This is a genomic window from Streptomyces sp. NPDC051907, assembly GCF_040681075.1.
Taxonomy (GTDB): Bacteria; Actinomycetota; Actinomycetes; order Streptomycetales; family Streptomycetaceae; genus Streptomyces.
Genome location: NZ_JBFAYB010000075.1, coordinates 1 through 12,275, shown reverse-complemented (window position 1 = coordinate 12,275; position 12,275 = coordinate 1). Strand labels below are relative to the sequence as shown.

8 protein-coding genes and 1 pseudogene are annotated in these 12,275 nt (G+C 73.2%); all 9 read left to right on the top strand.

What is annotated here, in order from left to right; all coding sequences use genetic code 11:
- Positions 1–146 precede the first annotated feature (146 nt).
- Positions 147–1,223: a mechanosensitive ion channel family protein gene (locus AB0M39_RS30250; protein ID WP_365369141.1), complete on the top strand. Its 1,077-nt coding sequence runs from the start codon at positions 147–149 to the stop codon at positions 1,221–1,223.
- A 250-nt stretch (positions 1,224–1,473) separates the two neighbouring features.
- A complete protein-coding gene (locus tag AB0M39_RS30245) occupies positions 1,474–2,652 on the top strand; it encodes an ROK family transcriptional regulator (protein WP_365369204.1) in 1,179 nt (392 codons plus the stop codon).
- 112 nt (positions 2,653–2,764) lie between these two features.
- On the top strand, positions 2,765–4,030 hold the full coding sequence (locus AB0M39_RS30240) for a 6-phospho-beta-glucosidase (RefSeq protein ID WP_365369140.1): 1,266 nt from the start codon (positions 2,765–2,767) through the stop codon (positions 4,028–4,030).
- Positions 4,021–5,040 (top strand): BadF/BadG/BcrA/BcrD ATPase family protein, encoded by a 1,020-nt coding sequence (locus AB0M39_RS30235; RefSeq protein WP_365369139.1) that lies wholly within the window; start codon positions 4,021–4,023, stop codon positions 5,038–5,040. The genes AB0M39_RS30240 and AB0M39_RS30235 overlap by 10 nt, the downstream gene beginning before the upstream one ends.
- A gap of 530 nt (positions 5,041–5,570) precedes the next feature.
- On the top strand, positions 5,571–6,911 hold the full coding sequence (locus AB0M39_RS30230; protein WP_365369201.1) for a hypothetical protein: 1,341 nt from the start codon (positions 5,571–5,573) through the stop codon (positions 6,909–6,911).
- Between the two features lie 11 nt (positions 6,912–6,922).
- Positions 6,923–7,942 carry a glutamate ABC transporter substrate-binding protein gene (locus AB0M39_RS30225; protein WP_365369138.1) on the top strand — a complete coding sequence of 340 codons (1,020 nt, stop codon included), beginning with the start codon at positions 6,923–6,925 and terminating at the stop codon, positions 7,940–7,942.
- Positions 7,943–7,992: 50 nt separating this feature from the next.
- The gene (locus tag AB0M39_RS30220; protein ID WP_365369137.1) at positions 7,993–9,330 is read left to right on the top strand and encodes a hypothetical protein; all 1,338 of its coding nucleotides are present in this window, start codon (positions 7,993–7,995) and stop codon (positions 9,328–9,330) included.
- Between the two features lie 50 nt (positions 9,331–9,380).
- Positions 9,381–11,912: a tetratricopeptide repeat protein gene (locus AB0M39_RS30215; RefSeq protein ID WP_365369197.1), complete on the top strand. Its 2,532-nt coding sequence runs from the start codon at positions 9,381–9,383 to the stop codon at positions 11,910–11,912.
- A 3-nt stretch (positions 11,913–11,915) separates the two neighbouring features.
- A pseudogene (locus tag AB0M39_RS30210) lies at positions 11,916–12,164 on the top strand (zinc ribbon domain-containing protein); the annotation flags it as partial.
- Positions 12,165–12,275: the final 111 nt, after the last annotated feature.

Below are 12,275 nucleotides of genomic sequence, written 5' to 3'. Positions count from 1 at the left end.
CGGGCTCGAGGTGTTTTGCACCACATGGCCTTCGCCCGCTTCATCCCCAGGTGAGCCTCGTCTCTCCCTCGGAAACGGCAACGGTGCACTCCGTATGCCCCGTTAGGGTGGTCGTCTGACGTACGCAATGCCTGGAGGTTCCCGCTGTGACCGCGTTCTGGTCGTCTGCCCTACTGGCTGCCGGTCCGTCATCCGACGAGCCGGTCTCGCTCGACGAGGCCGCGAAGCAGGCCGGAGACGCCGCAGGCTGGGTGGAGCAGAACTGGTCCACCTGGCTGAACACCGGGCTGCGCATCCTGCTCATCCTGGTGATCGCGATCCTGCTGCGGATCGCGGTGCGGCGCACACTCACCAAGCTGATAGAGCGGATGAACCGCTCCGCCCAGGCCGTCGAGGGCACCACGCTGGGCGGCCTGCTGGTCAACGTCGAGCGGCGGCGCCAGCGCTCGGAGGCCATCGGCTCCGTGCTGCGCTCGGTCGCCTCGTTCCTGATCCTCGGCACGGCCGGGCTGATGATCCTGGGGGCGTTCCAGATCAATCTGGCGCCCCTGCTGGCCTCCGCCGGTGTGGCCGGTGTGGCGCTCGGCTTCGGCGCGCGCAACCTGGTCACCGACTTCCTCTCCGGCGTCTTCATGATCCTCGAGGACCAGTACGGCGTCGGGGACTCCGTCGACGCGGGCGTCGCCTCCGGAGAGGTGATCGAGGTGGGACTGCGCGTCACCAAGCTGCGCGGCGACAACGGCGAGATCTGGTACGTGCGCAACGGCGAGGTCAAGCGGATAGGCAACCTCAGCCAGGGCTGGGCGACGGCCAACGTCGACGTCACGGTCCGCTCCTCGGAGGACCTCGACCACGTCCGCGGCGTGATCCAGGAGGTCGCGGACGAGCTGGCGAAGACCGAGCCGTGGAACGAGCAGCTGTGGGGCCCGGTCGAGGTGCTGGGCCTGAACGAGGTGCTGCTGGACTCCATGACCGTGCGGGTCTCGGCGAAGACGATGCCGGGCAAGGCCCTCGGGGTGGAGCGGGAGCTGCGCTGGCGGATCAAGCAGGCGTTCGACGCGGCCGGCATCCGTATCGTCGGCGGGCTGCCCGCCCCGGTGGAGGCGGCCCCTGCCCCCGACCCGACGGCGTCCATGGCGGCCCCGTCCGCGCTGGCCAGCCCCACCTCGCCGCAGTCCCTGGCCGCGTCCCCGATCCCCGCGCCGACCCCCTTGTCGAAGTAGAGGTCTCGCACAGCCGTCCTTGCGCCTTGTGCCTTGTGCAGCGCCCCCTCAGGTACCGCTCTGGTCGCCTAGGGGGCGTTTGCCATTGACGGCCGCCTGCGGTGCGGCCTACCTTCCTCCCACTGAATAGGAAACTTTCCTAACAGTGCAGTGCGGCCTCAAGCAGGCAGCAAGCCGAAGGGCAGGTGCATCCGCCGTGGCCGGAACGACACCCGGGACCACTCCCGGAACACCGCGTGTGCTGCGCGCGATGAACGACCGGGCCGCGCTCGATCTGCTGCTGGCCCACGGGCCGCTCTCGCGCACCCGGATCGGCAAGCTCACCGGCCTGTCCAAGCCCACCGCCTCCCAGCTGCTCGCCCGTCTGGAGGCCGCCGGGCTGGTCGTCGCCACCGGCACCACCGAGGGACGCCCCGGGCCCAACGCCCAGCTGTACGCCGTCAACGCGCGGGCCGCCTTCGTCGCCGGCCTCGACGTCACCCCGCGGCGCATCCGCGCCGCCGTGGCCGACGTCACGGGCGCGACCGTCGGCGAGTTCGAGCTGCCGACGCCCGGTCGGCGCGCCGAGAGCGTCGTGCGCCAGGTCGCCGAGGCGCTCGACGGCGCGGTGAAGGCCGCCGGGCTGACCCGCTCCGACGTGCACCGGACGGTCGTCGGCACCCCCGGCGCTTTCGACCCCTCGACCGGGCGGCTGCGGTACGCCTCGCACCTGCCCGGCTGGCACTCCCCCACCTTGCTGGACGAGCTGGCCGCGGCGCTCCCGATGCCGCTGGAGTACGAGAACGACGTCAACCTCGCCGCCATAGCCGAGCAGCGCCTGGGCGCGGCCCACGGCCACGACGACTTCGTCCTGCTGTGGAACGAGGAGGGCCTCGGCGCCGCCGTCGTCATCGGCGGCCGGCTGCACCGCGGCTTCACCGGCGGCGCGGGCGAGGTCGGCTTCCTGCCGGTCCCCGGAACCCCGCTGGTGCGCCAGGTGACCCGGGCGAACAGCGGCGGCTTCCAGGAGCTGGCCGGCGCGCAGGCGCTGCCCCGGCTGGCCCGCGAGCTCGGCGTGGGGGGCGTCGGCCACGGCCGGCACACCGAGGTCGCCGCCGCGCTGGTCGCCCGTGCGGCCGAGGCGGTGACGGCGGGCGGCGCGGAAGCGGAGCCGTACGGCCGGCTCCTCGACGCGTACGCGACGGGCCTCGCCACCGGTCTCGCCTCCATGGTCGCCGTCCTCGACCCCGAGCTGGTCGTCCTGTCCGGCGAGGCGATCGCGGCCGGCGGCGAGCCGCTGCGCGAGCGCGTGCAGGCGGAGCTCGCCGAGCTGGCCGCGTCCCGGCCCCGCCTGGTCCTCGGCGCCGTGCGCCGCCACCCGGTCCTGCGCGGGGCGCTGGAGAGCGCTCTGGCCACGACCCGCGACGAGGTCTTCGACACCACGCGCTGACGCCCGCAAAGGCCCGCGCGGACGGCCCTCGCGAGCCGGTGATCGTGGTCTTGTTCTTCGCACAGAAGGCATTCATCGAGAGCGTCACACCGACCGGAGTGAAGGGCTAGTCATGAAGCTCGCTGTAGTGGGGGGCGGCTCCACCTACACCCCCGAACTGATCGACGGATTCGCGCGGCTGCGCGACACCCTCCCCGTCGCCGAACTGGTCCTGATCGACCCCGCGGCCGACCGTCTCGAGCTGGTCGGCGGACTGGCCCGGCGGATCTTCGCCAAGCAGGGCTGCGACGGGAGGATCGTCACCACGTCGGACCTGGACGCGGGCGTCGCGGACGCCGACGCGGTGCTGCTCCAGCTGCGCGTGGGCGGACAGGCGGCCCGCGAGCAGGACGAGACCTGGCCGCTGGAGTGCGGCTGCGTCGGCCAGGAGACGACCGGCGCGGGCGGCCTCGCCAAGGCCCTGCGCACGGTGCCCGTCGTCCTCGACATCGCCGAGCGCGTACGGCGCGCCAGCCCGAACGCCTGGATCATCGACTTCACCAACCCGGTGGGCATCGTGACCCGAGCGCTGCTCCAGGCCGGGCACAGGGCCGTCGGCCTGTGCAACGTCGCCATCGGCCTCCAGCGCACGTTCGCCGGGCTCCTCGAAGCCGACCCGTCCGACGTCCACTTGGACCATGTCGGCCTCAACCACCTGACGTGGGAGACCGGCGTCCGCCTCGGCGGGCCCGACGGCGCCGACCTGCTGCCGAAGCTGCTGGCCGACCACGGCGACGCGATCGCCGACCGTCTGCGGCTGCCGCGCGCCCTGCTGGACCGGCTCGGCGCCGTCCCCTCGTACTACCTGCGCTACTTCTACGCGCACGACCAGGTCGTAGCGGAGCTGAGGACCAAGCCCTCGCGGGCCGCCGAGGTCGCGCGGATGGAGAAGCAGCTGCTGACGATGTACGGCGATCCAGCGCTCGACGCGAAACCGGAGCTCCTCGCCCAACGCGGCGGGGCCTTCTACTCGGAGGCGGCCGTGGACCTGGCGGCCGCGCTGCTCGTCGGCGGCGGCTCGGCCGTGCAGGCGGTGAACACGTACAACAACGGGACCCTGCCGTTCCTCCCCGACGACGCGGTGATCGAGGTCCAGGCGCGCGTCGACGGCACGGGCGCGGTCCCGCTGAACGTGCCCGAGCTGGACCCGCTGTACTCGGGGCTGATCGCGCAGGTGACGGCGTACGAGGACCTGGCGCTGGAGGCCGCCCTGCGCGGCGGCCGGGACCGGGTGTTCAAGGCGCTGCTGTCGCATCCCCTGATCGGCCAGTACGCGTACGCCGAGGCGCTCACGGACAAGCTGGTCGCGCACAACCGGGAGCACCTGGCGTGGGCGTGAGAGCTGCGGTGCTCGCCGTCGACGCGGGCAACAGCAAGACCGACGTGGCGTTCGTCGGCGTCGACGGATCGGTGCTCGCGTCGGCCCGGGGGGACGGCTTCCAGCCGCCGAGGGCCGGCGTCCGGGCGGCGGTCGACGCTCTGGCCGCGACGGTCGGCGAGGCGCTCTCCCAGGCCGCGGCGCGCGGCGCGCCCATCGGCCGCGTCGAGCATGTCTCGGCCTGTCTGGCCAACGCCGACCTCCCGGTGGAGGAGCGGGAGCTGACGGCCGCTCTGGAGGCCCGCGCATGGGGCCTGAGCACCGAGGTGCGCAACGACGCCTTCGCGGTCCTGCGGGCCGGGCTCCAGCAGGACGCCGAGCCGCGGGGCGTCGCGGTGGTGTGCGGCGCGGGCATCAACTGCGTCGGCATGCTGCCCGACGGCCGCACCGCCCGCTTCCCCGCGATCGGCCGGATCTCCGGCGACTGGGGCGGCGGCTCGGGGCTGGCGGAGGAGGCCCTGTGGTTCGGGGCGCGGGCCGAGGACGGCAGGGGCGAGCCGACGGAGCTGGCCCGCGCGCTGCCCGCGCACTTCGGCCTCGACTCGATGTACGCGCTGATCGAGGCGCTGCACCTGGGCCGCGTCGCGTCGGCGCGCAAGCACGAGCTGACGCCGGTGCTCTTCGCCACGAGCGCGGGCGGCGACCCGGTCGCCCGCTCGCTGGTGCACCGGCTCGCCGAGGAGGTCGTGGCCATGTCCACGGTCGCGCTGGGCCGGCTCGGGCTGCTCGACGAGGAGGTCCCGGTCGTGCTCGGCGGCAGCGTGCTTTCGGCCCGTCATCCGGAGCTGGACGAGAGGATCGGCGAGCTGCTGGCGGCCAAGGCCCCCAAGGCGGTCGTCGAGGTGGTGTCGGCGCAGCCGGTGCTGGGGGCCGCGCTGCTGGGCCTCGACCGCACAGGGGCCACGCCCGAGGCGAGGGCGCGGCTGCGGGCGCACTACGCCGGGCCGCGCGGCCAGACGGCGGACGCGTAGGAAGCATGGCGCTTGGAGCATGGGGTCCCACGCATGACGCTTGGCGCCTTGCGCAGGAGAGCGCGCCCCACCCGTCGCCGGTGGGCAACGCCCGTACCCCGCCCGTGCCTTCGGCCTCGGTCCGACCGCACGGGCACTCGGCTCTCGGCGCTCGGCACTCCAGGCGCCGCGTGCGTCCCATCCGACGCACACGCCACAGGCGACGCACCGTGCACCGCCGCGCGACGGCACGCGCCCCATCTCCGCAGCCCAACCTCGGCCGTATCCGGCGGAAAAGGGAACCGATCAAGGTCGGGGAACGTATTCATGGTGGGGAGATCGACCGGGGGCGCGTTACGTCGGATCAGTGCGACTGGATCACTGCGATAGGAACAAGATCCAGTCAATTCTGGTGTGCTCCTCGGTCACTGCGGCCATACTTCAGGCCGGGGGCCGTCCCCCGACCCGCCGATCAGCGGGCCGCCGTCAGCGACCGAGGGGGAGGTCACGTGACACACCCGCCGACTGTGCACACCGAGCGCCCGCCGGCTCTGACGCCCGCGGCCCCGCCGCCGCCCGCGAGCCGAGGGGCCTGGGCCGAGGGCAAGGAGCGGCTGCGCACGGCGGCGACGACCGAGCCGGGGCGGCTGCAGATCATCGGGGCCGTGCTGGCCGCGCTGGTCGTGGCGTTCGGCGCGGTGACCGCCTTCGAGATCTCCGACCGGGCGTCCGCGGCGGACGACGTGGTGAGCCGCAGTCAGCCGCTCAGCGCGGACGCCGCGTCCATCTACCGCTCGCTGGCCGACGCGGACACGGCGGCCTCCAGCGGGTTCCTGGCCGGCGCCGAGGAGCCCCGGGACGTCCACCAGCGGTACCAGAAGGACATCGCGCTCGCCTCCCAGCTGCTGATCAAGGCCGCGACGAACACCGACAGCTCGAGCGAGTCCGGCCGCCAGATAGCCGCTCTGAACGAACAGCTCCCGCGCTACACGGGCCTGATCGAGACCGCCCGCGCCAACAACCGCCTCGGCAGACCGCTCGGCGGGGCCTATCTCCGCTTCGCCAACGAGCAGATGACCAAGGAGCTGCTGCCGGCCGCCCAGAAGCTGTACGAGGCGGAGACGGCCCGGCTCGACCAGGACCACGACGACGCCTCCCTGTGGCCGTTCTTCTCGCTCGCGACCGGGATCGTGGCGCTGGGCGCCCTGGCCTGGGCGCAGCGGCGCAACTACCAGCGGACGAACCGCGTGTTCAACCACGGCCTGCTCGCCGCGACCGCCGCGGCCACCGTGGTGCTGCTCTGGCTGGCGGTGGGGCACACGGTCGCCCGCGCCCAGCTGCACGACGCCAAGGAGAACGGCCAGCGGTCCCTGAAGGTCCTCAGCGACGCGCGGATCAACTCCCTCAAGGCGCGCGCCAACGAGAACCTCACGCTCGTGGCCCGCGGCGCGGTCCTGACCGACGACGGCAAGAGCGACAAGTACGAGTCGCAGTACGCCGCGGGCATGGGCGAGCTCCGCACCGCGCTGGCCGAGGCCGGCCGGCTCGCCGCCGACGACGACGCGGGCAGCGCTCCGGTCGAGGCAGCCGTCGAGGGCGTGAAGGAGTGGAAGGTCCGGCACGACAGCGCCAGCAAAACCGACAAGTCCGGCGACTACGAGGGCGCGCTGGAGAAGGTCATCGGCGCCGAGGACTCCACCGGCCAGTCCTTCGACCGGGTGGACCAGGCGCTCGAGAAGGCGCTGGCGCACGAGCAGCGCGAGTTCACCTCCGCCGCCGAGGACGGGCGCGGCGCGCTGGCCGGGCTGCCGGTCGGCGCGGCCGTGCTGGCCGTGCTGGGCGCGGCGGGCGCCGTCCTCGGCATCAACCGCAGGCTTTCGGAGTACCGGTGAGAGGGGAAGCGATGCCAGGCGCGAGCACCCGGCTGCGCGGCTGGGGCGGCGTCGCGGGGATGGCCGCCGCCTGCGCGCTGACCGCCGCCGTCACCCTGCTGCCGCTGTCCCACGGCGGCGCGGAGGCCCTGACCGGGCCCACAGGCGAGGACCTCGCCGCGTCGGCCGCGCCGGCCAAGGCGGATGAGTGCAAGGAGCCGGAGCGCTCTCTGCCGGCGTCCACCGACGGCGGGCCGAACATCGACGCGATCAAGAAGCGCGGCCGGCTGATCGTCGGCGTCGACCAGAACAGCTACCGCTGGGGCTACCGCAATCCGGCGAAGGGGGCCAACAGCGGCCTCGAAGGCTTCGACATCGATCTGGCCCGCGCCATCGCCGAGAACATCGTCGGCAGCCCGGACGCGATCACCTTCCGCGCCATCCCCACCAACCAGCGTATCCCCGCCCTGGAGAACGGCACGGTGGACGTCGTGGTGCGCACGATGACGATCAACTGCGCGCGTATCAAGCAGGTCGCGTTCTCCACCGCGTACTTCCAGGCCGGGCAGCAGGTGCTCGCGCCCAAGAGCTCGAAGATCACCGGGTACGACAAGTCGCTGGCGGGGAAGAGGGTCTGCTCGGCGGAGGGCTCGACGGCGTACGAGGAGCTGGAGAAGGAGAGCTTCGGCGCCACGTTCAAGGACGAGCACGACGGGCAGCCGGGAGACGAGGACCTGCTCACCGTGCCCAACCAGCTCGACTGCCTGGTCCGCCTCCAACTGGGCCTGGTCGACGCGGTGGTCACGGACAACGCCCTGGCGGCCGGCCAGGCCGCCCAGGACCCGTCGGTGGAGCTCAAGGGCGACAAGCCCTTCACCACGGAGTACTACGGCGTGGCGACCAAGCTCGGCAACGACGACGTGGTCGGCCGGGTGAACCAGGTGCTCGAGGAGTACCGCGACGGCCCCTGGAAGAAGGCGTACGACAAATGGCTGGCCGACGACCTGGAGGGGATAACCGGCCCGCCGGCTCCCAAGTACCGGGCCGGCTGAGCGCGCGGAGACCAGTCATGCGAAGACAGACGAAAGCGGAGAGGTGCTCGATGGGCGTCGCTGGACCCTCCCCCTTTGCGGGGGGACCGCCAGGGCCGGTGATGGACCGGGACGAGGTCGACCGCGCGCTGGCGCGGCTCGGCGCCGAGCACGAGGCGATCGAGACCTCTCTCCTCGCCCTCCAGGACCACGCGGGCCGCAGGCTCCTCGAAGGGGCCGAGCTGAGCGGGGTCACCAAGGACCGCTGGGCCTCCGCCGAGCAGGCGATCACGCTGCTGTGGGGGTACTTCGACGCGTACGCCGGCGCTCTGCACGACGCCCAGGAGCTGCGCGCCAGGCGGCGCTGGGCGAGCCGTGAGGACCTGGTGGAGCTGACCGAGCGGCTGCGCGGCCGCAGCGTCACGGTCGCGAACTCCTCCGCGCACTCCGCGCCTTCGATCGCCGGGCCCGCCAGACTCTCCGAGCGGTTCTCGCTGGAGGAGCTGGTGGCGCGGATGAACGAGCTGTACGCGAGCTCCCTGGACATGGTGGTGACGGCCGACGCGGTGTGGTCCGCACTGCCCGCCCGGATAGACCTTCTGTCCGCCGAGCTCCAGCGCACCCGCTCGCTCGCCCACTCGGTGGGCGTGCGGCCCGGGGAGCACCCGGCCGGCGACGAGCTGGAGTCGATCACGCACGAGCTGGCGACGCTCCGCGTCCAGGTGATCTCCGATCCGCTCGCCTTCTGGCGTCCCGCGCCGGGCAGTTCGGCGCCCGGCGGCGGCCGTCCCGACACCGACCGGTACGACCGGGCGGCGCGCGCTCTGGAGGACATCCGCCGGGAGATCGAGGCGGTGCTGCGGGTCCGGCAGGACTCGGAGGAGCGGCTGATGCGGCTGCGGGACGTGCTCTCGCGCGCCGACCGGACGCTGACCGAGGCGCGCTCCGCGCGCGGCGAGGTGCTGGCGAAGATCGCGGCCTCCGAGGTCCCGGCGGTCAGCGGTCCGCCGACCGTGCTGCAGGAGCGGCTGGCGACGGCCGCCGAGTACCGCAGGCACTCCCAGTGGCACCGACTCTCGCCGCTGCTGGAGTCCCTGGAGCGGGAGGCCGAGGACGAGCTGCTGAGGGCCCGTGAGTCGTTGACGGCCGTCACCGCGCCGCTGGCGGTCCGCGCGGAGCTGCGCGGCCGTCTCGACGCGTACAAGGCGAAGGTCGCCCGGCACGGCATGGCCGAGGACCCGATGCTGATGGAGAGGTACGACGCGGCCCGCCGGATGCTGTGGAGCGCTCCGTGCGATCTGCGGGTGGCCGAGCAGGCGGTGCTGCGCTATCAGCACGCCGCGGCGGAGCTGCTGGTGCCGAGGCAAGCAGGGCCGTACGGGCCCGACGAGGGCGGGGGGCGTCCGTGAGCGAGAAGAACAACTGCCAGCGGTCCGGGTGCGAGGGCTCGTACGAGGACATGGGCGGCGGCGAGCTGTACTGCGACCACTGCGGGCTCGCCCCGGTCGTCTCGGCGAACGGCATGGTCTCGTCGCCGCCGACCGGCATCACAGGCGGCGGCGGGCGCGGATCCGCCTCCGGGCGCAGCAGTTCGCGCGCCTCGTCGCGGGCCTCGTCCCGTTCGTCGACCTCGCGCCGGTCGGTCTCCGGGCGGCTGTCGCGCTCGCTGAGCGGGAGCAGCACCTCCTCCCGCTCGGTCTCGGTGCGCAGCTCCGGCCCGTCCACGAGCTCCTCCGGGCGCAACCGCCTGGGCGCGGGCCTGGTCACGGTGCCCGACGTGCCGCGCCCGGACCCGAACGCGGCGGTGATGCAGAACCCCGAGGTCCCCGAGCGCAAGAGGTTCTGCTCGCGCTCCGACTGCGGTGCGCCGGTGGGCCGTTCGCGCGGCGAGCGGCCGGGCCGCACGGAGGGGTTCTGCACCAAGTGCGGACACCCGTACTCCTTCGTGCCGAAGCTGGACGCGGGCGACATCGTGCACGGCCAGTACGAGGTCGCGGGCTGTCTGGCCCACGGCGGCCTCGGCTGGGTCTATCTGGCCGTCGACCGCGCGGTGTCCGACCGCTGGGTGGTGCTCAAGGGACTGCTGGACACCGGCGACCAGGACGCCATGGCGGCGGCGATCTCCGAGCGCCGATTCCTCGCCGAGATCGAGCACTCCAACATCGTCCGGATCTACAACTTCGTCGAGCATCTCGACCAGCGCACGGGCTCCCTCGACGGCTACATAGTCATGGAGTACGTCGGCGGCAAGTCGCTGAAGGAGATCGCCAACGAGCGGCGCACCCCGGCGGGCAAGCGCGACCCGCTCCCGGTGGAGCAGGCGTGCGCGTACGGCATCGAGGCGCTGGAGGCGCTCGGCCATCTGCACAGCAGGAACCTGCTGTACTGCGACTTCAAGGTCGACAACGCCATCCAGCAGCAGGACCAGCTCAAGCTCATCGACATGGGCGCGGTCCGCAGGATGGACGACGACGAGTCCGCGATCTACGGCACGGTCGGCTACCAGGCCCCCGAGGTCGCCGAGACGGGCCCGTCGGTCGCCTCCGACCTCTACACCGTCGCGCGGACGCTGGCGGTGCTGACGTTCGACTTCCAGGGCTATACGAACGTCTTCGCCGACTCCCTGCCCGACCCTGACAACATCGACGTCTTTAGGACGTACGAGTCGTTCTACCGGCTTCTGGTGCGCGCGACGGACCCCGATCCGGCGCGGCGGTTCGCCTCGGCGCAGGAGATGGCGGAGCAGCTGACGGGGGTGCTCAGGGAGGTCGTCGCGATCCAGACGGGCCGCCCGCGCCCGTCGCTGTCGACGCTGTTCGGTCCCGAGCTGCGGGTCACGGACACGGAGTTGTTCGCCGAGCTGGCGGGCGACGTCTCGCAGCTGGGCGGGCGGACGCAGACGGCGGCCGGAGCGAGACACGGCCGGTCCTCCGCGGCCGCGCTGCCCGCCGCGCCGTCGTACGCTCCCGCGGCGATCCCCGCGCCCCGCGGCGAGCCGCTGGGCGCGCCCGCTCCGCAGCTCGCCCTCGCGCCGCAGCTCGCCGTGTTCGACACCCGGACGACCTCGCTCGCACTGCCCGTCCCGCGCGTCGACCCGAACGATCCGAACGCCGGGTTCCTGGCCGGGCTGATGGCCGCCGCGCCCGCCGAGCTGATCGCCGCGCTGCACTCCGCGCCGGCGAGCTCGTCCGAGACGCGGCTGCGCGAACTGCGGGCCCGGCTGGAGATGGGCGACCTGGGCGCCGCGTCGAAGGCGCTTGCGTCCTTGGAGAGCCAGCAGCCCGACGACTGGCGGGTCGTCTGGTACCGCGGTCTGACCTCCCTGGTGACCGGCGACAACGAGGCGGCGGCGCTCTCGTTCGACGCGATCTACGACGCGTTCCCCGGGGAGCCCGCGCCGAAGCTGGCGCTGGGCGTCTGCGCCGAGGTGCTCGGCCAGCTGGACAACGCGGCGGAGTACTACCGCCTGGTGTGGACGACGGACCCGAGCTTCGTCAGCGCGGCGTTCGGACTGGCCCGGGTGCAGATCGCGTCCGGCGACCGGCCCGGGGCCGTACGGACCCTGGAGTCGGTGCCGGAGGCGTCCATCCACTACACGGCGGCGCGGGTCGCGGCGGTCCGGGCGCGGCTGCGGCGACGCGCCGCGCACGACGCGCTGCTGGAGGACCTGTCGGCGGCAGCGGCGCAGGTGGAGGCGTTGAAGGAGTTCGGGCTCGACGCGGTGCGCCGGGAACAGTTGTCGGCGGAAGTACTCGGCACGGCCCTGGACTGGGTACTCTCCGGTAGTCCCGGAGCCCAGCCGTCCGTTCCGACCGCACCGAACGAGCAAGGCGCACAGACCGTGCTGCTCGGCAGCGAACTGGACGAGCGCGGCCTGCGCTTCGGGCTGGAACGCTCGTACCGGGTGCTCGCCCGGCTCGCCCAGCGCGGCGAGGAGCGGATAGACCTGGTGGAGCGGGCCAACCGCTTCCGCCCCCGGACGTGGGTGTGAGTGATGTCGCGAATGCACCAGCTGGCCGCCGGGTCGAGCTGCCCCAGCTGCGCGGAGCCGCTGGACGCGGGTGACCTCTTCTGCGGCGCCTGCGGGCACGACCTGTCGGCCGTGTCCGCCCCGCCGGACGACCATCCCACCCTCGCCATCGGCGCGTCGGTGGAGTGGCCCGCGGCCACAGGCACGGACACGGCGGGGCGGCCCGCCCCGCTCCAGGTGCCCGGCGATCTGCCGGGCACGGACTCGGGCGGCGGCCAGCTGTCCGCGTCCGGACGGTTCCGGCGGGGCTGTCGCCTATCAGGGTGGACTGGCCCTACGGGTCTTCCCCGGCGGCCCGGCGCGCGGTCAGGGTGAGGACGAACG

Excerpts from the sequence above, each read along its gene's own strand:
- AB0M39_RS30245 (WP_365369204.1), top strand. The coding sequence starts at position 1,474 with ATGAACGACCGGGCCGCGCTCGATCTGCTGCTGGCCCACGGGCCGCTC.
- AB0M39_RS30240 (WP_365369140.1), top strand. The coding sequence starts at position 2,765 with ATGAAGCTCGCTGTAGTGGGGGGCGGCTCCACCTACACCCCCGAACTG.
- AB0M39_RS30225 (WP_365369138.1), top strand. The coding sequence starts at position 6,923 with ATGCCAGGCGCGAGCACCCGGCTGCGCGGCTGGGGCGGCGTCGCGGGG.
- AB0M39_RS30220 (WP_365369137.1), top strand. The coding sequence starts at position 7,993 with ATGGGCGTCGCTGGACCCTCCCCCTTTGCGGGGGGACCGCCAGGGCCG.
- AB0M39_RS30215 (WP_365369197.1), top strand. The coding sequence starts at position 9,381 with ATGGGCGGCGGCGAGCTGTACTGCGACCACTGCGGGCTCGCCCCGGTC.